At 36.9% G+C, this 26,995-nt stretch carries 24 protein-coding genes; 3 read left to right on the forward strand and 21 right to left on the reverse strand.

What is annotated here, in order from left to right:
• Positions 1 to 411: 411 nt before the first annotated feature.
• The 10 genes from MOZ64_RS08300 to MOZ64_RS08345 all read right to left on the reverse strand — a co-directional run bounded on the left by MOZ64_RS08300 (position 412) and on the right by MOZ64_RS08345 (position 11,252).
• On the reverse strand, positions 412 to 1,896 hold the full coding sequence (locus tag MOZ64_RS08300) for a flippase (protein WP_320326097.1): 1,485 nt from the start codon (positions 1,894 to 1,896) through the stop codon (positions 412 to 414).
• 361 nt (positions 1,897 to 2,257) lie between these two features.
• On the reverse strand, positions 2,258 to 3,124 hold the full coding sequence (locus MOZ64_RS08305) for an O-antigen ligase family protein (RefSeq protein WP_320326098.1): 867 nt from the start codon (positions 3,122 to 3,124) through the stop codon (positions 2,258 to 2,260).
• Positions 3,125 to 3,525: 401 nt separating this feature from the next.
• A complete protein-coding gene (locus MOZ64_RS08310; protein WP_320326099.1) occupies positions 3,526 to 4,545 on the reverse strand; it encodes a glycosyltransferase family 2 protein in 1,020 nt (339 codons plus the stop codon).
• Positions 4,508 to 5,542, reverse strand: a complete 1,035-nt coding sequence (locus MOZ64_RS08315) for a glycosyltransferase (RefSeq protein WP_320326100.1) — start codon at positions 5,540 to 5,542, stop codon at positions 4,508 to 4,510. The genes MOZ64_RS08310 and MOZ64_RS08315 overlap by 38 nt, the downstream gene beginning before the upstream one ends.
• Before the next feature lie 8 nt (positions 5,543 to 5,550).
• A complete protein-coding gene (locus tag MOZ64_RS08320; protein ID WP_320326101.1) occupies positions 5,551 to 6,396 on the reverse strand; it encodes an N-acetyltransferase in 846 nt (281 codons plus the stop codon).
• Between the two features lie 10 nt (positions 6,397 to 6,406).
• Positions 6,407 to 7,555 carry a DegT/DnrJ/EryC1/StrS family aminotransferase gene (locus MOZ64_RS08325; RefSeq protein ID WP_320326102.1) on the reverse strand — a complete coding sequence of 383 codons (1,149 nt, stop codon included), beginning with the start codon at positions 7,553 to 7,555 and terminating at the stop codon, positions 6,407 to 6,409.
• Positions 7,552 to 7,974, reverse strand: coding sequence for a sugar 3,4-ketoisomerase (locus tag MOZ64_RS08330; RefSeq protein ID WP_320326103.1), 423 nt, complete (start codon positions 7,972 to 7,974; stop codon positions 7,552 to 7,554). Before MOZ64_RS08330 ends, MOZ64_RS08325 begins: the two co-directional genes overlap by 4 nt.
• Positions 7,975 to 8,018: 44 nt before the next feature.
• Positions 8,019 to 8,984 carry a glycosyltransferase family 2 protein gene (locus MOZ64_RS08335; protein ID WP_320326104.1) on the reverse strand — a complete coding sequence of 322 codons (966 nt, stop codon included), beginning with the start codon at positions 8,982 to 8,984 and terminating at the stop codon, positions 8,019 to 8,021.
• An 11-nt stretch (positions 8,985 to 8,995) separates the two neighbouring features.
• Positions 8,996 to 9,856 carry a glycosyltransferase gene (locus MOZ64_RS08340; RefSeq protein WP_320326105.1) on the reverse strand — a complete coding sequence of 287 codons (861 nt, stop codon included), beginning with the start codon at positions 9,854 to 9,856 and terminating at the stop codon, positions 8,996 to 8,998.
• Positions 9,843 to 11,252, reverse strand: coding sequence for a sugar transferase (locus tag MOZ64_RS08345; RefSeq protein WP_320326106.1), 1,410 nt, complete (start codon positions 11,250 to 11,252; stop codon positions 9,843 to 9,845). Before MOZ64_RS08345 ends, MOZ64_RS08340 begins: the two co-directional genes overlap by 14 nt.
• A gap of 178 nt (positions 11,253 to 11,430) precedes the next feature.
• On the opposite strand from MOZ64_RS08345, the gene MOZ64_RS08350 reads away from it, so the two are divergent.
• Entirely contained in the window at positions 11,431 to 12,123 is a 693-nt protein-coding gene (locus MOZ64_RS08350; protein ID WP_320326107.1) for an AzlC family ABC transporter permease, read from the forward strand.
• Complete coding sequence (locus tag MOZ64_RS08355) at positions 12,120 to 12,410, forward strand: AzlD domain-containing protein (protein WP_320326108.1); 291 nt, start codon at positions 12,120 to 12,122, stop codon at positions 12,408 to 12,410. Before MOZ64_RS08350 ends, MOZ64_RS08355 begins: the two co-directional genes overlap by 4 nt.
• On the opposite strand, the gene MOZ64_RS08360 is transcribed toward MOZ64_RS08355, so the two are convergent.
• The 8 genes from MOZ64_RS08360 to MOZ64_RS08395 form a co-directional block, all read right to left on the reverse strand.
• Entirely contained in the window at positions 12,407 to 13,747 is a 1,341-nt protein-coding gene (locus MOZ64_RS08360; protein ID WP_320326109.1) for an MATE family efflux transporter, read from the reverse strand. The two genes, MOZ64_RS08355 and MOZ64_RS08360, sit on opposite strands and share 4 nt — an antisense overlap.
• A gap of 34 nt (positions 13,748 to 13,781) precedes the next feature.
• Positions 13,782 to 15,419: a Na/Pi cotransporter family protein gene (locus MOZ64_RS08365; protein WP_320326110.1), complete on the reverse strand. Its 1,638-nt coding sequence runs from the start codon at positions 15,417 to 15,419 to the stop codon at positions 13,782 to 13,784.
• A gap of 89 nt (positions 15,420 to 15,508) precedes the next feature.
• Positions 15,509 to 16,045 carry a flavin reductase family protein gene (locus tag MOZ64_RS08370; RefSeq protein ID WP_320326111.1) on the reverse strand — a complete coding sequence of 179 codons (537 nt, stop codon included), beginning with the start codon at positions 16,043 to 16,045 and terminating at the stop codon, positions 15,509 to 15,511.
• 38 nt (positions 16,046 to 16,083) lie between these two features.
• Positions 16,084 to 17,250 carry a DUF349 domain-containing protein gene (locus MOZ64_RS08375; protein WP_320326112.1) on the reverse strand — a complete coding sequence of 389 codons (1,167 nt, stop codon included), beginning with the start codon at positions 17,248 to 17,250 and terminating at the stop codon, positions 16,084 to 16,086.
• A gap of 384 nt (positions 17,251 to 17,634) precedes the next feature.
• On the reverse strand, positions 17,635 to 18,147 hold the full coding sequence (locus MOZ64_RS08380; protein ID WP_320326113.1) for a glucose-6-phosphate isomerase family protein: 513 nt from the start codon (positions 18,145 to 18,147) through the stop codon (positions 17,635 to 17,637).
• 13 nt (positions 18,148 to 18,160) lie between these two features.
• Complete coding sequence (locus MOZ64_RS08385) at positions 18,161 to 18,934, reverse strand: glucose-6-phosphate isomerase family protein (protein WP_320326114.1); 774 nt, start codon at positions 18,932 to 18,934, stop codon at positions 18,161 to 18,163.
• A gap of 15 nt (positions 18,935 to 18,949) precedes the next feature.
• Entirely contained in the window at positions 18,950 to 19,684 is a 735-nt protein-coding gene (locus tag MOZ64_RS08390) for a GntR family transcriptional regulator (protein ID WP_320326115.1), read from the reverse strand.
• Between the two features lie 21 nt (positions 19,685 to 19,705).
• Positions 19,706 to 21,415 carry a class I mannose-6-phosphate isomerase gene (locus tag MOZ64_RS08395; RefSeq protein ID WP_320326116.1) on the reverse strand — a complete coding sequence of 570 codons (1,710 nt, stop codon included), beginning with the start codon at positions 21,413 to 21,415 and terminating at the stop codon, positions 19,706 to 19,708.
• A gap of 92 nt (positions 21,416 to 21,507) precedes the next feature.
• Between MOZ64_RS08395 and MOZ64_RS08400 the strand changes: the two genes are divergently transcribed.
• Positions 21,508 to 22,386, forward strand: coding sequence for a DMT family transporter (locus MOZ64_RS08400; RefSeq protein WP_320326117.1), 879 nt, complete (start codon positions 21,508 to 21,510; stop codon positions 22,384 to 22,386).
• Between the two features lie 214 nt (positions 22,387 to 22,600).
• On the opposite strand, the gene MOZ64_RS08405 is transcribed toward MOZ64_RS08400, so the two are convergent.
• From MOZ64_RS08405 to MOZ64_RS08415, 3 genes are read right to left on the reverse strand one after another with little or no spacing between them, the layout of a single operon-like run.
• Positions 22,601 to 24,415: a CocE/NonD family hydrolase gene (locus tag MOZ64_RS08405; RefSeq protein ID WP_320326118.1), complete on the reverse strand. Its 1,815-nt coding sequence runs from the start codon at positions 24,413 to 24,415 to the stop codon at positions 22,601 to 22,603.
• Positions 24,393 to 25,664: an MFS transporter gene (locus MOZ64_RS08410; RefSeq protein ID WP_320326119.1), complete on the reverse strand. Its 1,272-nt coding sequence runs from the start codon at positions 25,662 to 25,664 to the stop codon at positions 24,393 to 24,395. The genes MOZ64_RS08405 and MOZ64_RS08410 overlap by 23 nt, the downstream gene beginning before the upstream one ends.
• The gene (locus tag MOZ64_RS08415; protein ID WP_320326120.1) at positions 25,661 to 26,977 is read right to left on the reverse strand and encodes an MFS transporter; all 1,317 of its coding nucleotides are present in this window, start codon (positions 26,975 to 26,977) and stop codon (positions 25,661 to 25,663) included. The genes MOZ64_RS08410 and MOZ64_RS08415 overlap by 4 nt, the downstream gene beginning before the upstream one ends.
• Positions 26,978 to 26,995: the final 18 nt, after the last annotated feature.

A 26,995-nucleotide genomic window follows, 5' to 3' on the forward strand; every position in this document is an offset into this window, starting at 1 on the left:
ATAATTTAGACTCCAATCTAGAATTTTTTAAAGTTCTTGGAGCAGCTCCAAAAACTCTAATTGAATTCACTAAAATTATCGGAGATTTATTGATGAATTGGAATCCACTGTTTTATCTGACGCTTACAATGTAAGCGAGAACTCACAAAGCCACTTCAGGACATCGTTGAAGTGGCTCTATTTTTGTTGATTTAGTGTAAGCGTCTGATAAACTGGTGTCGATGATGTTAGAATAAAAAGGTACTTTAAACTTGGCGGGGTTGATTATCCCGCCAAGTTTAAATATAATTTTTGATCATACCTCTCTATAATTTAAAGCGTCAAAAAAAGCGTTGACTTTTTTTACTTTGTCAACAGTCTGCGATGGTGCGCTACAGGCTCATCATTTTTCCGTTATGGGCATAATAAGCCTCAATCTTTTTTTAAACGATTCTTTATTTGATCAAGCATCATATTAACAATTGGGTTCTTTAATAGAAAAAGGGAACCTGTATAAACAAAAAATGATCCAGCTATAGCAACTAGTGTCTGAATTATTATGTTTGAAATAAAAGCAGACGACATAACACATATCACAATAATCGATGTACAACCAACTAGAATTGTTAAGATATTTCTTATTGTTATCTTATTTATAAAAATATCGCCTATTATGTCTCGGATATTGTAAAAATTCATGCTAGCCATGGTAAATTCAGCAAGTACTGTAGTGATAGCGGCTCCTCTTTCCGCGAGAAGTGGAATCATAAAAAAATTCAACCCAATATTTTCACAGGCACTAAAGACAGAAGAAAAGAGTGAATACTTCTCTCTTCTGTATGGAATCAGAACACATTGATTAAAAAGTGTACTAAAGATAGAGAAAAATATTGCAATACTCAATATGATCAATGATGTTTGTGATGCCTCATATTTACTGCCTCCTATAATTAATACAATATTTTTGCTCAACATGATTAGTCCTATAACTGAAGGGAAGATTATAACAAACAGACTATTTGCAACTTTAAGCATAAGAGAATCATATTCTTTTTTCATCTTCATACCGGCATATAGAGAAAATCTGGGAATCGTTACCGTTAATGCAGCTGCAAGTACTGGAAGAATTGCATTATAAATTTTTGTAGAAACTCCATATATTCCGACTGTATAGTCATTTTTCAAATACCCAAGCATAGTTATATCTGAAGTAACATAAATCTGTATTGCTACATTCGAAGCAAAAATAATTAATATAGGTACAAGTCTTTTCATCCATTCAAAGTGGATTTTAAGATGAATATTGCATAATTTTCTTGCATGAATAAAATTTAGAACATTTGATCCGACAGTAGCAAATACTGTGACAGCTGTATAATTTAAATAGTCGCCGGGTCTTTTTACAAAAGTAAATAGCAACATTATTGAGATTATTTTAAAAATAATACTTCTGACTGTAATATATTTATATTCTTCATATATAACATACAACCATTCTGTTCCAACAGTTGTAAATATAATTTGAATACTAAATATGATGATACAAGTAGCATAATTCTGTGCTTTCTGAGAAAAAATAAGATACAAAAATAAACACCCATACGATATCAAAGTTGATGAGATATTTATAGTAAATATTTCACTTGAGAATTGACTAATCTTCTTCCTATCATCTCTATACTTTGCACCTTCTCTAACTGCATATTTGTCTATTCCAAGTGCAGCTAAGAGAAGAAAATATGATATTATAGAACTCGAAAAATTATATTTTCCAAGTTCACCAACCGAAAGGATTCTAGATACATAAGTGAAAGTTATTAAAGGAAAAAGTAGATTCAAAACAGTTCTTACACTATTTAAAATTGCGTTAGTTTTTATTGATTTCGTCTTTTTTCCTGCTGCAGGATATTTATTCATAATTGAAAACCTTCATTAGTCTTTAAAAATAACCTTTCTAAACGTTATTATCTTTCCTTAAAGATAATTCCCATACTTTACTTATAAATATCACCTATGCCTTTCTTCTTTTAACATTTTATTAAAATGCAGTTTGATAAAAACATTCAATACTAGTACTTTTATAAGAGGGCTATACATTCACAAAAACCCTAGTATAAGTTTCAATATAAACTATTTTTTGATATTCAGGATAAAAAATTTAAATATTTTTACTTACTATTTTATTGATATTAATTATTTTCATAAAATCAAAATAGTCTACTAGATAGTATAAAATACCTATTTTACAAGTTTCTTATTTCAAAAAAACTTCCACTAGTTAACTGGCAGTATCTCGAATATTACATAGTGAAATGGCCATCCCTAACATAAAGAAGATATATGGATCAGTAAGATATGTACCTGATATGCATAATTTAATTAGTCCACAACATATAAAAATACAAAATATATTTTTAATGTTCCATGGTATATTATTTTTAATTAGCGCAGAAAAAATTAACCATACAATTCCAAGAATTAATATAAATCCAAAGAAAACTCCAAATTCAACAATTAGTTCCAAAAATATGTTATGAACATATGCTCCTGCAAAAAAAACATCACTCGAGAGTCCATATCCTAAAATATTATCTGATATTGCTTTAATAACTTTTTTTCTTAAAATACTTCTACCACTATCAAAAGGTGAATTTATTTCTCCTTTCATAAAATAAAAAAGTCTAGTACTCAATCCATGCGTGCTAGCATAATTGTATATATTCAATAAAAATGAATTATAAAAATTTCCCACTGTGAAAATTACAATCAAAAAAAGAAATACTACAATGGAAATAATCTTCTTGTGCAAACTTAATTTCATAAAATATCTATATAAACAAATAACAAAAAATATTATGGAACAGATAAGCGATCCTCTATTTCCGAGCATAACCATAAAAATAAATCCCAAGATAGAGATAAATAGATACATAATATTATTATAGTTTACAGCAATATAAAATACACATAAGACATGTGGAAGTATAATGTATGAATAATACATACTTCCACTCCAATCGGCTTGAATATTAGCTCCTGATTGTATAATAACTAAAATTGTAGAAATTAAACATAATAAAGAAATCAATCCTAAATATCTAACATTTCTATCATCATATAAGATATTTAAAATAACTCTACCCATAAAAATCATCGGATAACACTGAAGAACAAATATCCATATGTATGTATTTATAAATTCCTGATTATATTTGCTATTAATCAAAACTGTAACACATACTACCAATAATACAATAATTGTATAAAAAACATCTATTATATCTAGTTTCCCAAGTATATATGGCAATGAACCTATTAAAAGTAATATTAAAACTATGAGTCTAAAATAATTCAAGAAAAAATCACCAAAAAAAGGTAACCTTGATAAAATTACAGACACATACTTAAAAAGAGTGTTATAAGTCCACAAAACACATGTAAAATAGAAGAATATTTTTTTGCTTATGGTTTCTGATTTTGTTTGCATCTTCAATTAGCACCTACTATCATTTTATTTCGATCCACTAATTTTTAGGGAAAAATATTTTATTTTATTTTTTTCATGTGGACAATTAATTTATCCAAATGAACACTCACATTGTAATATATCTGTAAAATTGTAATTTTAAATTGTAATTTTTTCTTTTCAATACGATCATTTTTATCAAGATCTTGATAAAAATGATACATAAGAAAAGTATAATGAAATGTTTTTTTATCAAGATTTTTAATCAATGGTTCAATATATGGTTGATCTTCTTTTTTATAGTTCTCAAATATATATTTAAAATCATACAAATGTCTTATAAAACAAGATTTTTCAAATGATTTGTCTATATCAAGCTGCAAATCAAATATTATTAAATTTCTAAAACATCCATATGTTCTTTTCTTACCAGTCCAAAGTCCATCTCCAGTTAGATTATATTGTGCCCACAATTTATTAATATAATATATTTTTCCGTATTGTAGAATTATATAAGTAATGAAATTATCATTTAAGAAATTCCGATACTTAGGGTTAAGCATCAATTCTTTGCAACATGATCTAAAAAGAATTGTATTTGTATGAAAATAGAGTTTTTCCCAATAATATTTTGAATCGATAATTCCTTCATGTAAAAAAGTATCTACTAATGGATATTTTTTTGCATTATTAATATCATTTGCCATAATATTATGTGCAACGCATGAACACTCTATATATTTTTTGTCATCCAACAATTCAACTTGTTTTTTTATTTTCTGAGTTCCAATAAATTGATCATCACCATCTAAAAAAATCAAATACTCACCAGTTGCTTTCTCCAATAGGTTTGCTCTATTTTTAGCAGCCCTGGTCCCATCTTTTTTGGAATCCTTATCTCTTTGCATAATATATAGCTTAATATTATTTGGAAAACGGTTTATCCATTTATTTATACGTTCTTGTGTAGTGTCACTAGAACCATCATCTCCAACTAATAGTTCCCATGAAAATGGCATTTCTTGGATAACTACACTTTTGATTGCATCATCAATATATTGTTCACAATTGTATGCTGTTATTAAAATTGAAACTTTCATTTTTCTTATTCATCCCAAATCTATGAGTAACTTTTTTATAATTATGCAAACAGTAGTATAGTAAAGCGGGCATATATTTTGCTGTAGCATAAACAAAGTAAGATTTATTTTTGTTTTTTTGCTTTCCCAATGCCATCAAATAAATATATTCATTTACTTTTGGTATATATCTACAATATTTCCTTCCGTAAACATTAGGATTTTTCTTTATTTCTTTTCTATCGTAAGTTATAACATCCTTGTAATATTTTAATCTCTTAGGAGAAAACATTTCCTTTGAGGCAGAAACTCCTATGTTTGATCTATGATTGACTGAATATATATCTAAAAAACCAAATCTATTATGATTCTTTAATATTTTTAATACTGTTGGAGAATCATCAATGACCATGTAGTCTTCATCACATCCACCCACATCATTGTAATAATCCCTTGTAAAAATGGTTGCCTGTACTGCAATAGGAAAAATATCATTATTTGTAATGTATCTACGAGATTGGTCATAAGTCATAGAAAGTACTTTTGAAATTGCATTATTTGATTTCTCAACGCGTGCATCTTTAATAGGTTTCATAAAAGCATCACATTGTTGACATTTTGATACAGCTCCATACAAGTTTTTATGAGAATTTAAAAATGCTATTTCTTTTGAAAATACTCGATAATCAAAATAAGTATCATCTCCACCAATAATTTTAATAAATTGCCCTTTCACTAAAGGAAGGGCTCTATTAATATTTTTTACTGTTCCTCTATTTTTTCCGTCATAAAGAATTAAAAATCTTATTATGTTTCCATTATTATTATTAATAATATATTTTTCAATTTTTTTAACATCCAGTTCTGGAGTCCCATCGTCAGCAATGATTAATTCAATTCTCGCATAATCTTGCATTAATATAGATTCCAAAGTTTGATATAAATAGTTTTGTTGCTTGTAAGTGACAACTATGATGCTCAATAGCTTGTTTTGGGCTTGCATAAGTTTACTATCCATTTTCTAGCTCACTCTTCTATATTTTCAATACCATATTTTTTCTTTTGCTCCAAAGTAAGCGAGTCATACCACTTATGAAAACCAACACCATTCCAAGGCATGTAATTACTAAAATGTTCCCTCCAAGGGTATGCAGGGACTCCTGTAATTTTATTTTTAGTTCTCCGGACATCAGAAATACATTTTGCAGGATTCCCTATTGCTACCGCATATGACACAACCGATTTCGTTACAATTGCACCCGCACCAATTAAACAATCCTGTCCTAAGTCTAATCCTGGCATGATAATAGCTCCTGTCGCAACGATAGCAAAAGGATGAATATGAACTCCAACAAAATTATTTGAAGGTGGTGTCGGATCATTTGTAAGAACAACGTAGGGAAAAATCCACACAAAACTGTCAATCTCGGATAGTTGTCCAACGTGAACATTCGAATGCATCCTCACATAACTTCCAATTCTACAATTTCCCTGGATATCACTAAGCGTTCCAACGCTTACATTGTCTCCTATCACTGTTTTTTCACGAATGGTCACCTGATGGCCAGTTTGAAAATTGTCACCTATATATGACTCTGTATAAATAATAGAACCACTTCGAATCAATATATTATCGCCTATTATCAGTTTATGATTATGCTTTTTCCTATCTATACAAAAATCCATTTCATACTCACCAATGATACAATTTGCGCCAATAAATCCGTTTTCCCCAATCTTTGTACCAGATCGAATAATTGTATTGCTATCTATATAACAGTTATCTCCAATTGTTACATTTTCTTCTATAGTACAATTATCCCTAATAATGACATTCTGACCTATTTTTGCATCTTTTGATATAATGTTCATACACTACCTTCTATTTTTCTTCAGGATTCCATTCATTTATCTTGTCAATCACAAACTTAATCTCTTCATCAGTCATTCCATAATATAAAGGAAGACTGAGTTCAGTAGCACTAATTTCCTCAGCAATCGGGAAATCTCCTTTATGAAATCTCATGTTTTCATAGCACTTCTGAAGATGTATTGGAATCGGATAATGCTTGTTTGTTCCTATACCATTATCATTCAACCACTTTTCAAGTGAATTTCTTCCAACTCCAAGCTTTATCTTTCCATTCTTTTCCTCATTTGTTTTTATACGGACACCGAAGATATGCCAAACGGGTTCAGTATAATACGGAACAAATGGAAGAATTACATTTGGATTATTAATACCATTTAAATATTTATTAGCTGTTTCTCTTCTATTCAGATTCACTTTGTCCAAAAATGGTAGCTTTGCCGTGAGAAATGCTGCTTGAAGTTCATCAAGGCGACTATTATGTCCTTTATATATATGATGATACTTATAGTCAGAACCATAGTTACCTAATGCTCTTACCTTGTTAGCTATTTCTTTATTATTAGTAATAATAGCACCTGCGTCTCCAAGTGCTCCCAAATTCTTGCCAGGATAGAAACTAAAACCAGCGGCATTGCCAAAACTTCCAATTTTTCTCCCTTTATAGGTGGCCCCATGTGCCTGAGCACAATCTTCAACAACCTTCAATTTGTATTTATCAGCCAATGACATAATCGGATCCATATCACACGCCTGACCATAAAGATGTACTGGGATAATAGCTTTTGTTTTTTCATTTATTTTTTCTTCAATCTTCAATGGATCAATATTAAAAGTTCTTATATCCGGCTCAACAAAGATTGGTGTTGCACCCGTATATGTCACAGCTAAAGCAGTCGCAATATATGTATTGGACGGAACAATTACCTCATCTCCCACACCAATGCCCAATGCTTTCAATGAGAGCATTAATGAATCAAGCCCGTTGCCACAACCAACAGCATACTTAGTTTCACAATAATTCGCAAATATCTTTTCGAAATTCTTATCTTCTTCTCCTTCAATATACCAAGATCGATTATATACTCGATCAAAAGCATCTCTGAGTCGTTTGTCAAGATCCTTTTCAAGTGGTTTAAATGTCACAAAAGGGATTTTCATATATTTGCCTCTTCTTTCTGTACTTTAAGATAATTTATATATTCATCGTAATCTCTTATATAATCTGATTCATCATAATATTGATCTGCTGCTACACACAATACGGAATTATCGATATTCCAAAGCATATCCCTCCAAAGACCAGGCTGTAATACAATTCCTATACTAGGATTATCGAGATGGATTTCTTCTGTTTTCTCACCATCACTAAGAAATATTGTTACACTCCCATATGGGCAAAAAAGCATTTGTTGTAAAGTCTTATGAGCATGAGCCCCTCTCTTTGCTCCAGCAGGGACATGATGGATATAATATATTCTCTTGATAGTAAAAGGAAAGTCATGAGCTCCTTCAAAAAACGAAAGTTGACCCTCCTTCCTTGTTTGAACTGTTTTGATGTTAATTATTTGATATTGCATTACTTATCATGTCTCCTTCCACAACATTCCACAAGTATTGAAATTCAATACTTACTTTCACCCTTTAGATAAAAAAGCACTCGACTACTTCTTGTCCTCATATAGTACATAAGTGGTACTGAATACCTAATAACTAATTTTAATTTTCCTATCCAATCAGAATTCTCTAACTGGCAATATTCAACTCGAAATTGGCATATTTTATATCGCATATTCACATACATTTTCCCAATAGTATCTTTTATGGGTTCCAACGAAATCCTATAATATTTTTCCAAATCCTCATAGTACTTCAATTTTCTTTTATTAAAAGCATTATTCGACGTAGAAACCCCGACTTGCCCTCTATGCTTTACACAAATTTTATTAATATACCCAATTCTCTTCTCGTTTTGTACAATTTTTATTGACATGGGAAGATCTTCAATTAAAAGAAATCTCTCATCATACAACCCTTCTGTTTCAAAGAATTCCTTTCTAAAACACATTGCCTGTGTTGATAAAGCTTTTTGATTCTTACGAACGATGTATGTTAGAAGTGAGTTTTTTTTCGTAAATATAGAATTATGATCATCTTCTACTAAAAATCCGGACTTTGATATTGGATTCATCTTATCATCGCATTCTAAAATATTTCCTACAACAAAATTAGTCTTTGGATGATTTTTCAAATAATTAATTTGACAAGAGCAAACCTCAGGTGAAGCCAGTTGATCATCTCCTGCTATAGCTTTAATATATTTTCCCTTAGCTGATCTTATTCCATAATTCAAGTTTTTCACTGTACCAACATTTTTAGAATTCACAATGATTTGAATATTTGTAATATTGCTTTTCTTATGATCAGATATGTATTTTTTGACTTGGTTTTCATCAAAAACAGGAGAAGCATCATCGCAAATCACAATCTCTATATTTGGATAATTCTGGTCTAATATTGAATCTAATGTCTCATAGAGCATATTATTGCTTTTATATGATAAAACAATTATTGAAAGTAAATCACTCATGTATCTTCCCTCTAATTGTTACGGAACAACTTTCCGTAAAGTTTTCTCACTAGATCTGAGTTAATAAAGAAATAACTTAGTCGAGCAGCAATATAATAAACCGGCCCGATCTCACTTTTAGCAGGAATAATAACGGTATCCAACACTCGTTTCTTATCTGCCATATAGATTGGATTCATACTTGTCCCTATCCCACCATTAGATCGATATTTAATGGCGTAAAAGGGTGAGTAGAAAATTTTACAACCACGCTTTGTAATATATAGCCATGTTGGCCAATCTTCCATTAATTTATATGATTCATCATACAATCCATATTCCTCAAAAAAAATCCTCTTAAAGAAAAAGCCGCCCGCCACAAGATTATTGTGGATACAAAGTCGCCTAAATACTTCTTCTGGAGATAAATCATTAATTTTCTCTGGGAGTCCTTTGTTATACTTTCCAAGTGGGTTCAAATTTTGATCACAATTCATTACATCTCCTGTTACAATTCCACATGGAGAGATATTCAAGGCTTTAGCTGCTTGTAAAAGTGAATCTTTATTGTACAGTGCATCATCAGCAGCAATAAGTTTTATATAATTTCCTGTTGATTTTTTGATTGCACCATTTGCACTTTTCACAGTTCCAACATTTTGCTCATTCTGATAAACAATTATATTAGTAATATTATGCTTTTTATTATCTTCTATATACTTTTGGATACCATCCTGATTAAACATCTTTGAGCCATCATCCACAATAATGATTTCAATATTCGGATATTTTTGATTAAAAACCGAATCCAAACATTCTTGAATATACTGTGCATTATTATAGAGCAAAATAATGACTGAAAAAAGTTCTAATTCCTGATTAACCCCTTCCACATTCCTCACCTTTACTTATATCCTTTATAAAGTTTGTAGTTTCTAATTTATTAATCTTTCCAGTATCTCCTGCTGTTGTCTGCCCTTCTGCGATTCCTTCTGTTGAATCCTTAATGAATAAGACTTTAATTGTGGCAAACATGATTTTTAGATCATTCCATAAGCTTGGATGTGAGATATACATAAGATCAAACAATAATTTATCTTCCGGTTCTGTATTGTATTGTCCATAGACTTGAGCATATCCTGTTAATCCTGCTTTTGCTTGCAACCGAAGTCTAAATTCCGGTAAAAATTCATAATATTGGTCCGCTATTTCTGGACGTTCAGGTCGAGGACCAACAATGGTCATATCTCCTTTTAAGATATTGAAAAGTTGAGGTAATTCATCAAAACGAATCTTACGAATAATCTTACCGACTTTTGTGATGCGATCATCCTTATCTCCGGTAGATAATCTTGCGACACCATCTTTTTCAGCATCCACACGCATAGAACGAAATTTCAGAATTTCAAATTCTTTTTCATCTTTAGTTAAGCGAGTCTGTTTATATAAGGCCGGCCCACCATCTAGCTTCACCAAGAATGCAGTAATGATCATGAAAGGTGATAAAATGATAATACCTAAAAGAGAAAGAATGATATCTACTGCTCTTTTAACAAAGAGATAAATGTTGCTAGGTTGATAACGATTGATCTTCAACAAAGGCAAGTGCACCAAATTCGCTTCACTTCCACTTAACATGACCATATCATTCACTGTTGGGATCGTGTATACCGTAATATTGTTGGAAATACAATATTGAAGAATATCAATACTGCTATTTTCTGGAACACCGTATAAAAAAACGACATCTATGCCATTTAAAGGATTCTTCGGTTGATTTTTAAATGTGGAAATCGACATCTTTTCAATCGCATAGAAATCCCGTTTAATATAATCATTTGTCAATCGATTCATCAAGCCCTTGGATTTGCTGTAAATAATTAATCCATGTTTTGGATGATAATCCTTGTTATATTTTTTTTGTACAAAATATACCCAAAACACAATAAATATGTAGTTTACAATGGCTGTAATGATCAATGGAAAAATATTTAGGAAATCAAAATATAAAACCAAATATAGAAGATAATACAAGAGATGCGGAATAAAAGACGCAAGAAATTGGCTTAATATCAAGGTTTTTCCATGATATCGATCCAATCGAAATCCTTCATACAATCTGATCAATGAAATATAAAAAATCAAAAAAATACCACATGGAACGATCCATGGAACCGACATAGAGTATGTATAATAACGGAACCAGCATACAGAAAAAGTAAATGTGATAAACCAAATATTCACAATTTCTGAAATAAAAATGATAAAATTTTGTGCTGATTTTCGCATGGATTATCATTCCCCCTCGTATCTCTCTCAATTCATTTAATTCTGCACGATATTGCATGCTTCTACATATTATAGTTTTATTAATTATTTTTCAACCATGACTTAAATAAATCTATGTAAATTCTTAAGAAAGCGTTATCATTTTACGGATTTCCGTTTATGTTCTATACTTATAGATATGAATAAAAGAACTGCCTTTCAAACTGGATTGGTTGATGCCATCCCCATCATGTTGGGATATTTTGCGGTTGGATTTTCTTTGGGCATTGCTGCCAAGAATGCAGGGTTAAACTCGCTACAAGGCTTTTTCATTAGTTTTTTCTGTAATGCCTCTGCCGGCGAATACGTAGCCTTTACTGTTATTGCTGCCCATGCCACCTATTTAGAAATGGTCATTGCCACTTTGATCACCAATGCCCGTTATTTTTTAATGAGTGCTTCTTTAGCCCAACGACTGGATGCCAATACATCCTTATTCCATCGCTTGCTCATTGCGTATGACGTTACCGATGAACTCTTTGGCATTGGCATTGCCAAGATCCATACCTATGGACCCTTTTATATGTATGGTGCCTATGCCGTTGCCCTACCTGGCTGGGCCTTTGGCACCATGTTTGGAGTCATTGCCGGTAATATTCTACCTAGCCCTATCGTAACGGCTTTAGGCGTTGCCCTCTATGGCATGTTTCTTGCCGTCATCATTCCTGCCGCCAAAAAAGATCACATGGTCCGCTATGTGGTCATTGTTTCTTTTCTTGCCAGTTGGCTTTGGGATCAATTCCTGCCTTCTGATAGCACCAAGACCATCCTACTGACGCTATTGATTTCTACGCTGGCCGCTTGCCTCTTTCCAAAAAAGGAGACCTCATGAGCATTCCTATTTATATTGCCTTGGCCGCATTGACAAGCTTTGTCATTCGCGCCCTACCATTGACCCTGATTCGCAAACCCATACAAAATACCTTCATCCAATCGTTTTTGTATTACGTGCCCTATGTGACCTTGAGTGTCATGACGTTTCCAACGATCCTTCATGCCACCAATAATCCTATGGCAGGAAGTGTAGCTTTGATCGTTGGCATTGTCTTATCCTGGCTGGGCGCTTCCTTATTTCAAGTGGCCTTCGCTTGTTGTCTTTTGGTTTGGTTCTTGATCTAAAGTTGGAGATCCTTTTCCATCTTCCGATAATAATAAATGGAAATATACGCACAAATGACTTCAGTGATTGGTACAGCCCACCAAATGAAATGGAGTTGATGAAATAAGGTCGACAACAGATAAAAAGCCGGCACAATGATCAAAAATTGACGAAGTATATTAATGATCAAAGTATAGCGAGCATGTTCCAAAGCTTGCATAGTGGTGGAACGAATCAAACTGATGGAAGCAAAGGGTAAAGAACTCACACAAATACGCAAAGCAACAACACCAATCTTTAACATGTGATTGGAAGCATTGTACATTTGTAAGAAAGGTTGTGGAAAAGCTTCCAAGATAATCATCTCACATACCATCAAGGCAAGCGCGAAACGAAATGCCAATTGACCGGTTTGTTTCACCCGATCTTTTTTATCCTGGGCCAAGTTATACGATAAGATAGGGATCATTCCATTGTTCAAGCCAAATAATGGCATACAACAGAAATTTTGTAGCTTTAACCAAATGCCATAGACAGCCGTTGCTGTGGTGCTATAGCCTAAAATGATCATATTGACACAAAAGGACGTTGCCGAATTCAAACCAATCGTGACCATACTGGGTACACCCACTCGAAAGATTTCTTTGGCGACATCGGGTTGGAACCGGATCAAAGACCATTGAAAATGGATCCAATGATTCTTATGATGATTCATGAAAAAACCAATACAAGTGGAAAACAATTGGCCACCAACCGTCGCAATGGCCGCCCCAGCAATTCCCCATTTGGGAAAGGGACCGATTCCAAAAATCAATAAGGGATCAAATACAATATTAAACAGGGCGCCTGAAGCTTGGGAAATCATAGCGAATACCGGATTGCCGGTACACACCAACATCTTTTCAAAATATTGGCAAAAGAAAACACCAATTCCTACACACCAGACAATGCGTAAATAAATGGTGCCTCCTTGAACGATTTCCGGTACATTGGTTTGGACCAAATAAATCTTTTGGGCAAATAAAGCACCTAAAACAATGAACAATCCCGCAAAACATACGTTCAAAAAAATACCAGTATGGGCCACTTGATTGGCTCGCTTTTCTTTTTTTAGACCAATATAATGCGGCACCAAAGCACTCATACCAACGCCAATGCCAACCGCAATCGCGTTGGCCACTTGCTGCATGGGAAACGCTAAAGAAACCGCCGTCAAGGCATTTTCGGAAATCTGGGCAACAAACATCGAATCGACAATGTTGTAGAGGGCCTGGATGAAAAAAGAAATCATCATCGGCACCGACATATTGACTAATAACTTGGGAATGGGCCAAGTCCCTAACTTATTTTCTCTCATACCGATTCATTATAACATAAAAAAGCACCAACTCTTACTGAGCTGGTACCGGTTCTTGTTCAATTTCATTTTCATGCAGATTGATTTCAATGGAATCAAATTGTTCTGCAATGTCTTCGGCATGATCATTGATACGTAAAAAATCATTGAAGACCCGCGACATCATGATACCTGTTTCGGAATCCATCGCATTGTCTTTGATTTCTTCAATTTGTTCCTTTCGCCACAAATGAATCAAAGAATGGAGCTTTTTCGTATTTTGCTTGATGGCATCTAGATCATATATATAATCTTTGGAATGCATGGTCATTTCCGACATATGCAAGATCATATCCAAATCTTTGGTTGATAATTTATTTTCGGCTTGTTTCTGAGCCTGTTTGGAAATATTCACGGAATAATCACTGATTCGTTCCAAATGGACCAAAGACAAATAGAAAGCTCCTAGCGCTTGAGAAACATTCGCATTAATATTTGGTGTGGATATAGCCGTCGTGATGTATTCCGAAATGGCTTCATTCAATTTGTTGACTTGTTTTTCTCGATCAAGGATCAGATCACATCGATCACTTGAGTACGAAATCAACTGCTTGGATGCATCCTGCACATTTTCGTAAGCTACATCCATCATATGGATGATTTCATCACTGACTTGATACACATTGATGGCATTGGCACCAATCAACTTATTTGATTTAGGTAAAGGTTGCAGATACAACAAGCCATCTTTCTTCTTTTCAGGTTCGCTTGGTAAGATCTTTTCCGCAAAATCCGCCAATTTATAACCAAATGGAATCAATAAGATCGTCGTACAAACATTAAATAACGTATGCATGTTCGCAATTTGTTTTGGTGCATTGGTTGGCGTCCAAGAAATGACCCAATCCGTTAATGGCGTACTCATACAAATGAGCGTAAAGATGATCGTACCAATGATATTAAAGCTTAAATGAATGATCGTTGTTTGTTTCGCTTCACGGCTTGCCCCAATCGAAGCCAAGACCGCGGTAATACAAGTACCAATGTTTTGACCAAACAAGACATAAACGGCGGTATGCAGATCGACGATGCCCGAAAGAGCCAAGGCCTGCATGACACCAACCGATGCTGAGGACGATTGAATCAAAGCCGTAAATCCAGCACCTACCAAGATACCAATCAATGGATTGGAGAAACTGGAAACCATATTAATAAACGCATCACTATGACGCAATGGCACCATCGCACTGGACATCATATTCATTCCTAAGAATAGGATACCTAAACCGGCAATGATCTCACCAATTTGACGTTTGGTTTCTCCCTTTAAGAAAAGCACCATGGCCACACCCAAAAACGCAATCAATGGAGCGATGGCACCAATATCCAACGCAATCAACTGACCGGTAATGGTCGTACCAATATTGGCACCCATGATGACCCAAACCGCTTGTCGCAACGTCATCATTTGCGCATTCACAAAACCAACCACCATGACTGTGGTGGCTGATGACGATTGAATGATCATAGTGACCACACAACCCAATAAAATTCCTACAAAACGATTGGTCGTTAATTTCTCCAAAATCGATTTCATCCGGTCTCCAGCCGCAGCTTCCAGACCACCTGACATCATCTGCATACCATACAGAAACAATGCCAATCCACCCATAAGGTTTATCACAATTTCCATAAAGAGCTTCTCCTCTATCTCATCTTTACCTTCACTTTACAATAAAAAAAGTCCAATCCCTTGGACTTTACATAATCTTTACAAAGCTTTTACGATTCAATGATGTACGCATTGACAATTTTCGCACTATACGCAATATGCGTATCCTTATTCGAACCCGTCGCATAACTATCCACATCTTGGGGATACCATTTTTGTAACGAAGGATCCAACGCTCCTAAATCTATGGCTTGTTTTTGGACCACTTTACACTCCAATGTCAATGGATATTCCACAATGGCCGGTACATTTACTTTTTCGCCATCAACCAAATGCAAATGAGCCATCTCGATCTTATCGATATCCCGTCCACTTTGCGAACCACAAACCTTGGTGATGGTTGGATCTACCTTTCCCAAAGGAATATTCAAAGTAAATTCTCCCGTTGCATCCAACTGATCACGAGTAAAACGATGTTCCCGAATAAAACAAGTAAAAATAGGCAACGACCAATTGAAACCCAATTGTCCCCAACCAATGACCATCGTATTGACCTTTTGATCCTTTGTCGTCAACAAAATACCCTTTGGCAAGGCTTCAACGATATTTTGTGCATATTCTGATATATTTACCGCTTTTTTGATCATAAACAACTCCTTCAGAAAAGCAGATACCCTTGTATCTGCTAATTCTCTTCATTCAATTTTTCATCGATATCCGCAATTTCATCTTCCAATTCGGAAATGAATTTTTCTTTATCCTTGATATCTTCTTCGATCTGATCACGTTCACTATCACTCAACAAACCATTCATATCATCATTCAATTGTTTGATTTGTCGCTTTTGATTATCGATCAAAGATTGCTTATGCGCAACCGTATCATGCATACGATCGACCCAATTTTGATGCTTCTTCTCATTGAAAGCACGCAAACCTTCAAAATAATCATCCATGAAACTACGGAATTCAGCCCAGATCTTGTTTTCTTTATCACGACCACAAGAACCAATATCCTTCCATTCTACACTGAGATTCTTCATCGTTTCCGTATTCTCACGCGTATACGACTCGGTCTCCGCAATCAATTGGGCCTGTTTGACCAATTGCTCTTTCTTTTCATAATTCTCATTTTGTTTTTCGTGCAACTCATCAAAATACGTATTCCGACGATCATAGAAAACTTGACGCGCATCACAGAAAGCCGTCCATAAAGCATCTTCATATTCACGACCCGCACTACCAGCCGCTTTCCATTCATCCATCAAATCACGATAGGCCTGCGAAGTTTTCTTCCATTCTTCCGAATTTTGTAAAGCCTTCGCCTTTTCAATCAAAGACTCTTTGACTTGACGAACCTGTTCAAAAGACTGATTCATCTCTTCCCAATGCTCATGTTTACGATCATAGAATTTCTGACGCGCATCATGAAATTGCTCCCACAATTCATCGTCTTGACGACCCGCATTACCAGCCGCTTTCCACTCATCCATCAATGTTTTCATGGACTCTGTCGTTTGTTTCCATTGATCCGAATTCGCCAATTCTTTAGCACGCGCAATCAATTCTTCCTTTAAAGCAACACTCTTTTGAATTTGTTCATCCCGTTTGGCATAAATCTTATCCAAAACGGCTTCAAACTGATCATGAAGTTGTTCTTCATAGACCGATTGTGAAAAATGAATACGACGGAAACGACGACGCAGATCCTCTGCGCGATCCATCTTTTCATTTTCCGTCAACTCTTCATTTTCTTCCACATCCTTGGCCTCTTGGATCAAAGCCTCTTTCGCTTCAATATCCGCATCCATATCATCGACTTCTTCATTATAGTTCTTGTACTCTTCTGCCATCTCTAAACACCCCAAATCTCTATTAGCATTATTCATATATGTTATATTTTACAACATATCCCAAAAATCACCAAATGAAACCGTACACAATCATTTCAGTTCCTTTAGAGAATTTATAATCTTCTATCCAAAAATACATATGATTGGATATGCTTCTTATTGTCTATTATTAAAATAAATGTTCTATATTCAGAACAGAAATGGATATTTTGTTGTTTGTGTTCTAAAATCAGAACACGCAGATCTTGTTGAATACATAGAAATCATAAAGGGGATGACTGCAATTCGAAAGTATATCCCACCTTCGAAAGCGAAATACGATCATTATATGTTGCATCGATGATCACTACACAAAAAATGCCAGATAGACTTTCTGGCATTTCTTTACTTCTTTAGAAGAATTTGATCATTTTCCTTAAAAACACGAATTGGAAAGGTCAAATTATAATCATGACCTGCATCGGCTGGCCAACAAGCAATGACAGATAAAGCTTCCTTTCCCGTATTGATACAACGATGCGCCCATTGCCCATGGATATGATGTAACGAGCCTGGCTTCATCTTCTCGCACCAACATTTTCCTTGTGCATCCATCAACATCAATAAACCTTCACCTTTTTGGCACCAATAATATTCATCCAGATCCCTTCGTTGATGAAAATGGCCTCGCGTCATGTTGCATTCTCCATGGACCAAAACCGGTTCCAAAATGGTCTGTCCCCAAAGCAAGGATCCCGAAGTTGTGCTATAGACCGTATACATCAACTTATCTTTTGAAAGGCCATCGACCCGTTCATAAATCGATTGGATATCGGCAAAATGCGTTTGTTTGCTGATGACACCTTCGCCTTTGGGAATGGATCCCCACTCTTGCATGAATTTTGCTTCTTCGATCATCGTTTCCTCCCCATTAAAAATGATAATTCTTCCATACGTCTTTAGCGATGTCAGGATGAGTGATGAACGCAAAGCGATTTGGATCTTGTTCATATTGTGTATAAATGGGAACTTGTCCTTGTAAACCCAATTCCAGATAGGCCCTTGTCTTGACCACTTGAATAGGTTGGGCATGATACATAGGATTGGCTACAAAATCGATGCCATCCTTTTGAACTTGGGGATAGTAAGCCACACCTTGATGGGCCCGAACCCCCGTATAATCGAACCCATAGTCACGAACACACCAAGCGCCAAACAACATGGCCTGACTAGGATCGGCATTGATCGTACAATGCGCCCAATGCGGTGGAACAATGATGACATCGCCTGGCAAACCATAGACCGCATAACACCGACCCGGATCATCTTCGGTTGTTTCTTGCATATAAATATAGGCTGCGCCTTGCCAAATTTCATAGACTTCACACGTCGAATCGTTACAAGAAGGCGAAATCGCATGCACATGCCCTTGTGAACGAACCGATTCTTTTCCTACTCTCCCTTTTTCAAAGATCATGGCTCCATACAACAAGTTTCGCTCGATCAGATCTTGACGATCCTTTTCTTTTCCTATATCCATTGCTACCGCATACACAATATCGGGTCCATCCACATGCGGATCCGATAAGCTTCTACGAATATCATCCAAATGCTGTTTTTCCGTCTTGGGTCCAAATACATCCTTTCCATATTCAAATTCCAATGTGGAAAGATTGGCCTGCAGGGGAAATCCTACATCGATCATTTTCATTTATCCTTTTTATTCGCCATACGATACCGAATATACATACTTATCCGGTCGATAAAAAACAACCACATATTCAATGATCCGTCCGGTTTGATCATACGATGTCCGCACCCGTTTCAAAACAGGCGCATCCAGATCCAATCCCAATTCCGAAGCCAGCCGATCATCCGCATACGCAATCGAAATTTGTTCATCCACTTTCTTGATAGAAATGCCCTTTTGTTCCAAGATCGCATATAACGAACCTTTATAACGTTCACTATCCATCGATAAATCAACGGATCTAGGCAGAAAACTGGTCATCGAAAGAAAAGGAATCCGTGAAATTTCACACACACGATGCAGTTCATAAACCTTTGTATCTACCGGTACTTGTAGATGTTGGGCCATCCAATCATTGGCTGACACAAATTTGATCATCGATGACTTCACTCGATAATCCACATTATTTCGTTCCATTTCTTGATGAAAACTCGTAACCTGATTCAACTTTTCAACGATTCGCGGCCCTAAGACCCGGGTCCCTTTGGGACGTTCTTTGACGACCAAACCATCACTCACCAAAGAATCCACCGCCAACCGGATCGTCATGCGACTGACCCCAAACATTTCTTCCAATTCTTTTTCCGTTGGAATAAAATCACCCGGTGCATATTCTTGATCCACAATTTTTTGATACAAGATATCCCGAACTTGTCCATATAAGGGTTTGGCACCCGCACTTTGATCTAATGTATACGTTTTCATCACATTCATCTTCCTACTATTTTATGATTTAATATTAGCACGAATAACTTTCACAGGTCCATGGGTCGCCACCAATTGATACGTTTGCACCGATGCCGGCACAATAAACGTTTCCGCATAATGAATGGTATACGGTTCAAAAGCTTGGGTTGGCGATACCACTTGAACGGCTTTTCCTTCGATCAAATTCAACATATCCACGCTATCGTGCATTTCGATGGTGACTTGGTCATCAAAGGAATAACGCAACGTATCGATAAATTCCAATTCATGCAGACCGGTACGCTCCAAAGTATATGCATCCGTTTTTTCCAATATTCGATCGCGATGAATCAAATTTTCTTCAATCCATTTTGTCCTCCGATCGGTCTGAATGTTTTCTTTGCCCCGATCAATATTGACTGGACGCGGCTTGCCATCCAGACCAACACGACCCCAATCGTATAATTTAAACGTAAAGATATAAGGCGTTGCACTAATTTCCAACACCATGGTTCCCGCTCCGGAACAATGGATCGTTCCCGCTGGGATCAAAACATGATCATGTTTTTTAACCGGGATCGCATTGATATATTTTTCATCCGGGAATCGACAACCAGTTTCTTGGGCCTTGTAAAGATCATCAATGAACGCATCAAAATCCGCCCCTTCCTTCAAACCCAAATACACATGGGCTCCTGGTTGGGCATCCAAAATATAATAACTTTCATCTTGCGTATAATGCATGCCAAAATGATCTTGAATATATTCCGTCAACGGATGGACTTGCAACGATAAGTTACCGCCATGGATCGTATCCAAGAAATCAAAACGAATTGGAAATTCTTTCCCAAATCGGGCATGGACACGACGGCCTAATAGCGCATTGGGTTGAGCATGAACCAAATTGATAGCGGGAATATCCACCAGTGTTTTGCCGATTTGCAGACAAATGCTGTTTTCTTCCGGCACCCCATCAAAGCACCAGGCATAATTGTTTTTCTTTTGGGGCAAATCAAAGTGTTCCTGCATCCATGTACCACCCCAAATGCCTTCATCAAAATAAGGCACCAAACGGAATGGGTTAGTCGCAAAGAGTTCCATGCCTCGATCATAGGTTTGTCTATCGATCATCTTGGGATGACCGAGAGTCGATGCATCGACATAAAAGTCACAATCCGGCAATACTTTGAATTTATAGCGATCAAAGATGCGCCATTCCACAAAATAACCACGCTTATACTTTCTTAGGATGTCTTCGTCATAGTTGCCAACACCCCAATTATCCAATGCACCCGAACGATAGCGCAATTGGATCTCCCAACGCGTGATATCAAAATACACATGGATATCGCCGGGATGGATCAAAGAAGCACCGACCCCATAGATGATGGTCAACCCATCGGAAATATGCGACCGCAATTCTTCGATTTTTCCGGAATCCATTAATGAATCTAAGACTTCGGTAGTCAACACCCCAAACACACGATCATCGGTAATTTGTCGCCCTAAAATAGCTTGGATCTCTGCTTCGGATCGTTTCGCTGAATCCGCAAACAAGATCGTATTGGGATCTAAGGCATCGATCAATTCCGTCAATACATTTTCATTGGATACGCCATGATAAAAATCCAGTGTCAATACAACTTGGCCCGCATACGCCGACAAAGCTTCTTTTAACTTTTCTACGATAGCTGGATACCCATCATAGACGGTTCCCTTTAATGGTTTACTTGGATGTAAATCGTACATATGAATCTCCTTTTTTCACATTTTATCGTTATAACCTTATAATGTAAAGAAAAATTCATGATCACTGAATCAGTTATGCTATAATATCAACCATGAATAAAACCGAAATCACCCACATTGGCATCTTATTGCTTACTTCCTTGATCTGGGGCATGGCCTTTGTTGCCCAAAGTGTCGGCTCCCACTTGGTCGGCCCCTTTACGTTCATGGCCCTTCGCAGCTGGCTTGGTTTTTTTGTGCTGGCACCTTTATTGCTTCACACTCTTCGCAAAGTCGGTGTAAACCGCAATCTAGTCATTGGATCCATTTGTTGTGGCATGGGCCTTTTTGTAGGCTCCATCCTCCAACAATTTGGCATTGCCTATACAACCACGGCCAAAGCCGGCTTTATCACCGCCCTCTATATGATCTTTGTCCCCATCTGCTCTTGGTTTTTGCATAAGCCCATCCATAAACAAATCTGGATCTCCGTTTTGATGAGCGTGATGGGCCTCTATCTCCTTTGTTTCCATGGCTCCATCGCCGCCTTCAATCAAGGCGATCTCTTGATGCTTTTGGCCGCATTGGGCTTTACCTTTCAGATCCTGGCAGTCAATCACTTTGTCACCCAATGCCATCCCATTTTATTATCGGGCGGTCAATTCTTGTTTTGCGCCATCCTTTCCACCTTGTTGATGACAACCGAAACCATAACTTTACCAACATTAAAACAAGCCATGATCCCCATCCTATATACCGGCATCTTTTCAACCGGAGTGGCCTATACCTTACAAATGATTGGTCAAAAAGGCCTAAACCCGACCATTTCTTCTTTGGTGATGTGCCTAGAAAGTGTCTTTTCCGCTTTGGGAGGTTGGTTATTGCTCGGTCAATCCCTCAGCATCCAAGAACTCACCGGCTGTTCCCTGATGTTTTTAGCCATCATCTTTTCCCAAGTATCCCCACGAAAAAAAGGAGTTGTTTCAAGATAACAGGAACAACCCCTTTTTCTATTCAATATCTTTATTTGCGATTTTCATCTAAAATTATAAGGCAAAAGCATGGCTAGATTTGAAGAAACATCGAAATGATATCCTTCAAATGGCTTCAGAAAAAAACCGTCAGCTACACATAGAGAAATACTTATCATTCTTTCCATGTCTATTTCATCTAAAAAAGCCAATGGCAATTAAATCCATTGGCTTTTTAACGATTACTCGTTATCTCCTCTTGTATAGGTAACGATAATACGATCGAATCCTTTTCAATCGTAATTTGGGTCTTGGTGTACGGCAATTGCGTTTGATCTACATCCATACCATATACGATCAAACACAAGGTATGATTCGGTACGATGCGATAATCATTCGAAACAAATTCCATCTCATACGTATAGAACGTATTGGGATCAATGGCTTCTTTACGATAATTGCACGTCCGATTTTGTGCATTCATCCATGCGCGGCTGATCACAAAATAATCCGAAGGCTCACTTTCTTGTTGAAAGGTAAAATGGACATTTTCATCCCCATCCAACGTATCCAACAAACGACATTGTTTACCAACATCGACCAACATGGCACTCAAGATAGCCGTTGGCTGATTGATCTTGGCTCGAAACCGAATCTTGGCTCGACCCGAAAAATGCGATTCCTTTTCGATTGATCGTAGATCCAAACGATACGAAAAAGCATTTTTTTCCTTTACCAATTGATCCAACCATGCCTGGGTATTCTTTTCTTGACGATCATAGACACTCAAAGAAAGATCATCGATAAATGTGGCTTCGGGATGCTGCACATTCCATGATTGATTTGGCATTGGCGGCCAAGCACAATACGTATCCCAACGCTTTTGATCCAAGTTATTTTCCACATAGATCCGGGGTCCTTTTTCAATGCCATTGTCGATGCCTTTCAAATAATGATCCAACCAACGATCAATCAGATCCAAAGTGGGGGCACCCTCTAAATGATAGGTATAAATATGTTGTCCGCGATGCAAAAGCATCATACATTCTTTGCCTCGCGCTTGCATCGCTTCAAACAAACGAATGCCTTGATCCGGTTTCACATTCCAATCATTCAATCCCTGGATCACAAAGATCGATGCCTGGATGTTGTCAACGTGTTTTAAATAATTGCGCTCATCCCAGAATCGATTGTAGTTGGCACTTTCACGATCTTCTTGTTCCTGCAATTGTTTTTGACTCTTTTCAAAACGGGACTGGATCGTTGGATAATCTTGTGGATCCAAGGCCCGGGAAAAACAATAGCGCGCTAAGATATCCAGATCATCTCCTTGCCAATCCATGGCTGGCAAGGTCAGGCCATTGTGGCGATAATATTCATACCAATTAGAAATACCCGCTTCCGGAATGATAGTCTTTAATCCAGGTACACCCGTTGTGGCTACCCCAATGGCCATGGTTCCCAAATAGGAACGAGCCGACATGGCCACATTCCCACTGCACCAATGTGCCTTGATCTGGATTCCATCTTCACGATTGGTAAAGGCAAGAGCATTTCCATTCAACCAATCAATGACCGATTTAAAAGCAAGAATTTCTTCGTGTGATCCTGTCAGAGTGATGCCATCACTGCCTTTGGTTCCCAATCCGCCACAAAATACAGCCGCATAGCCCCGATCAATCAAATGATCATATAGATCGGAAATGCATTCGTATTGATTCGGTGACGGTTCCGGCATGGTGTTTTCATCCGCTTGACCATGAATCGGACGATGCGCCAAGGTTTTCGGAACATAGATATATTGAATATCCTTTTCATCGATATCCTGGGTGGGATAGGCTTTGATATTGGTGTTGACATCATAAAGCGTATACCAATCTTCGTTACAATGAAGCATATAGGGATTGGCCACATACACAGCGGGTACAGGATGGGATACAAGCGGTCGTTTGATATAGACCGCAATCAAATCCCGCTTCCCATCCCCATCGGTATCTACAGGCGTTTCCACATAGACTTTTTCAAATTTAGTTGGCTTTGGCTGTGACATGTTTTTTCAAATAAGCTTTCCAGATCACGACAAAGATCGCACCAAGGATCAACATAACGATCAAGAAACCAAAGAATTGTCGATAACCCGCAACACCTGGATGTTGATCAATCATGATACCGGCCAATAAAGAAACAAAGATTTCAGGCAAATAACCAATGGTTGAAATGATACCAGCTGCGGTTCCAGAATACTTTTCCGGAATGGCACCTTCATCCATCATCGCCCATGTTTGGGCATAATTGACATTATAGAAAATATAGATCACGATAAACAAAATGGTAAATGGCACAATGCTGGATTTGTTCAAAGGCAAGATCAAAATGGCAGCTGTACCAACGATCATCACGATAAAACTGATCAATAAAGCTTTGCTCGTACCAAACTTATCGGAGAAATAACCGCCACCAATATTTCCAAACAAACTAAACCAACGTTTCATGGCAGCTAACATCGCACCAAATGTAACGGTTGCGCCTAAAATACTTGTGGCATATGGCGTAAAATAATACAAAGACAAGGTAAATACATAGTTACAGAAAGTCACAAACCCAATGATCCATACTGCCGGCATCTTTAAGACTTCGCCAATGCCTTTAAAAGAAATACGATCGCTTGGATCCATTTTTTCATCTTTGACCGTAAAGAAACAGAAGATTCCCATCGCAATGGTCAAGATGGAATAATACAAGATCACGGCTTTCATACCAGCTACTTCATTATCGATACGACCAATGCCATAACGGAAAGCGGCAACAGCTCCCATAGCCATCAAGGCCGCACCGACACCACGACCCCCCTCAAAGAAGCCATACGCTTTTCCTTGATCATCCGATCCGGATAAGATACGAACGGCTTTGACACAAGCGGGCCAAAACGCAAATAAGCTCGAAACACCCCAGAAAGCATAGAGACAAACCAATTGATAATAATTCAATGGCAATAGGTGTACAAAGCCACCCAAACCCGTACCAATCAAGGATACCGTCAAGATCATACGCGTTGAGAAACGGTCCGCAACCACGCCACCAAACAAATAGGAGATCATACCAAAGATACCCAAGATACTACCAAACACACCCATTTGGGTATTGGTCAAATGATATGTCTTTAAATAAGCATCATAGTAATCAAAACGAAAATATGGCAAGCCATAAATGATGGCCCCACTAAACGCAACAATAAGGATGGCCCAGAAGTTCTTCGCTAATTTCTGCCCCATACCTAATTTCTTTAAAAATGTATTCATAGATTTTCCCTCACAATTTCTTCTTCCTTATGGTTATACTTGCGTATACCAAAATACAAGACAAATCCAGCAATCAAATATAAGACCGCCGCAATGTCATAGGCTCTTTGATAGCCCGATTGATGCAAAAATAAATAACTACCCGTAAATCGACCGGATAATATGCTGACAATACCAGCAATAAAATTCACCAATGAAGTAAAGACAGGCCGCATGGTCTTTGGCACCACATCCATTGATAAGGCACTATCGGCTGGACTGGACAAATTGGCAAGGCCCGCCCGAATGAATAGCGCCGTTCCTACCACAGGCACGACCCAAGCACCAAACAAATCACCATGACCAATGATCAACATAAATGGAACCGACAAGACCACGGTAAAAAAGATGGTACCGACTTTTCCAAATTTCTTTACACATTTTGGCGTAAAGAACATAAATAAGACAATGGCCACATACGAAATGGAAACCATCAAAGAACTGGTGGCCTTATCAATATGCAGATTTCGATTTAAATAAACCGTATAATACGATGTGAACAATCCCATCGCAAAGGAAATCAAGGCCCAATAGATCAAATAAGCCCGTGCATAGCGATTGAAAAAGACCGTTCGTACCTGCAACATTCTTTCTTTTATCGAAATGACTTTCTTCTTTGGTGGAACGGGCTTGGTCTCTTTGATCATCGCTACCGGAACAATGGATGCCAATGCAATGATCCCGACAAGGATCAATACCATACGATTGGCTTGTAGATAGAGCGTATGCATCGATGGACTCATTTGGACGATATAGCGTGTGGCTTCTTGTGCAGCGCCAAATGAAGTATGCGCCAACATCGCAAACAGTTGTACCACCAAAGCACCCCCAGCATAGGTCGCCATTAAATAACCAATATAACCCATATAATACGTACGTGTATACCAACGGATACTATCGTCTTTCAAATCTTCGGTATTGGCAGCCACAAAGGGACTCAACATGATAAAATGCAGTTGCACTCCTGTCAATGCCAAAAGCGTGGCCACATACAATATGGCTGGATTGCCTACATAGACTACGCCAAAGAACGCAACGGCCGTACCAAGCGAACAAAAATATAATAACTTCTTATATCCCAGTTTCGGTGCCAGCAACAACAAGCCGGCCGCAACAAAGGTCGCATAGCCATAAAAGGCCCAAAATGAAGTAGCGATCGAGAGTTGCACATCTTGAAGATAATTGACATACGTATCGTATAAAACGCCACTGGCTAAATTATTGATCACATAGCTGATGATAAAAAGAACCAAGTTTCGTTTTTCTGTTTTCAATATTTCCCTCCTTTTTAT

This window comes from Absicoccus intestinalis, assembly GCF_033971885.1.
Classification (GTDB): Bacteria; Bacillota_I; Bacilli_A; order Erysipelotrichales; family Erysipelotrichaceae; genus Absicoccus; species Absicoccus intestinalis.

Coding starts and splice junctions, on each gene's coding strand:
- MOZ64_RS08390 (WP_320326115.1), bottom strand. CDS start 19,684: ATGAAAACGTATACATTAGATCAAAGTGCGGGTGCCAAACCCTTATAT.
- MOZ64_RS08370 (WP_320326111.1), bottom strand. CDS start 16,045: ATGATCAAAAAAGCGGTAAATATATCAGAATATGCACAAAATATCGTT.
- MOZ64_RS08385 (WP_320326114.1), bottom strand. CDS start 18,934: ATGATCGATGTAGGATTTCCCCTGCAGGCCAATCTTTCCACATTGGAA.
- MOZ64_RS08365 (WP_320326110.1), bottom strand. CDS start 15,419: ATGGAAATTGTGATAAACCTTATGGGTGGATTGGCATTGTTTCTGTAT.
- MOZ64_RS08405 (WP_320326118.1), bottom strand. CDS start 24,415: ATGTCACAGCCAAAGCCAACTAAATTTGAAAAAGTCTATGTGGAAACG.
- MOZ64_RS08400 (WP_320326117.1), top strand. CDS start 21,508: ATGAATAAAACCGAAATCACCCACATTGGCATCTTATTGCTTACTTCC.
- MOZ64_RS08310 (WP_320326099.1), bottom strand. CDS start 4,545: ATGAAAGTTTCAATTTTAATAACAGCATACAATTGTGAACAATATATT.
- MOZ64_RS08350 (WP_320326107.1), top strand. CDS start 11,431: ATGAATAAAAGAACTGCCTTTCAAACTGGATTGGTTGATGCCATCCCC.
- MOZ64_RS08410 (WP_320326119.1), bottom strand. CDS start 25,664: ATGAATACATTTTTAAAGAAATTAGGTATGGGGCAGAAATTAGCGAAG.
- MOZ64_RS08345 (WP_320326106.1), bottom strand. CDS start 11,252: ATGCGAAAATCAGCACAAAATTTTATCATTTTTATTTCAGAAATTGTG.
- MOZ64_RS08315 (WP_320326100.1), bottom strand. CDS start 5,542: ATGGATAGTAAACTTATGCAAGCCCAAAACAAGCTATTGAGCATCATA.
- MOZ64_RS08380 (WP_320326113.1), bottom strand. CDS start 18,147: ATGATCGAAGAAGCAAAATTCATGCAAGAGTGGGGATCCATTCCCAAA.
- MOZ64_RS08355 (WP_320326108.1), top strand. CDS start 12,120: ATGAGCATTCCTATTTATATTGCCTTGGCCGCATTGACAAGCTTTGTC.
- MOZ64_RS08300 (WP_320326097.1), bottom strand. CDS start 1,896: ATGAATAAATATCCTGCAGCAGGAAAAAAGACGAAATCAATAAAAACT.
- MOZ64_RS08305 (WP_320326098.1), bottom strand. CDS start 3,124: ATGGGTAGAGTTATTTTAAATATCTTATATGATGATAGAAATGTTAGA.
- MOZ64_RS08325 (WP_320326102.1), bottom strand. CDS start 7,555: ATGAAAATCCCTTTTGTGACATTTAAACCACTTGAAAAGGATCTTGAC.
- MOZ64_RS08360 (WP_320326109.1), bottom strand. CDS start 13,747: ATGAGAGAAAATAAGTTAGGGACTTGGCCCATTCCCAAGTTATTAGTC.
- MOZ64_RS08395 (WP_320326116.1), bottom strand. CDS start 21,415: ATGTACGATTTACATCCAAGTAAACCATTAAAGGGAACCGTCTATGAT.
- MOZ64_RS08330 (WP_320326103.1), bottom strand. CDS start 7,974: ATGCAATATCAAATAATTAACATCAAAACAGTTCAAACAAGGAAGGAG.
- MOZ64_RS08320 (WP_320326101.1), bottom strand. CDS start 6,396: ATGAACATTATATCAAAAGATGCAAAAATAGGTCAGAATGTCATTATT.
- MOZ64_RS08335 (WP_320326104.1), bottom strand. CDS start 8,984: ATGAGTGATTTACTTTCAATAATTGTTTTATCATATAAAAGCAATAAT.
- MOZ64_RS08375 (WP_320326112.1), bottom strand. CDS start 17,250: ATGGCAGAAGAGTACAAGAACTATAATGAAGAAGTCGATGATATGGAT.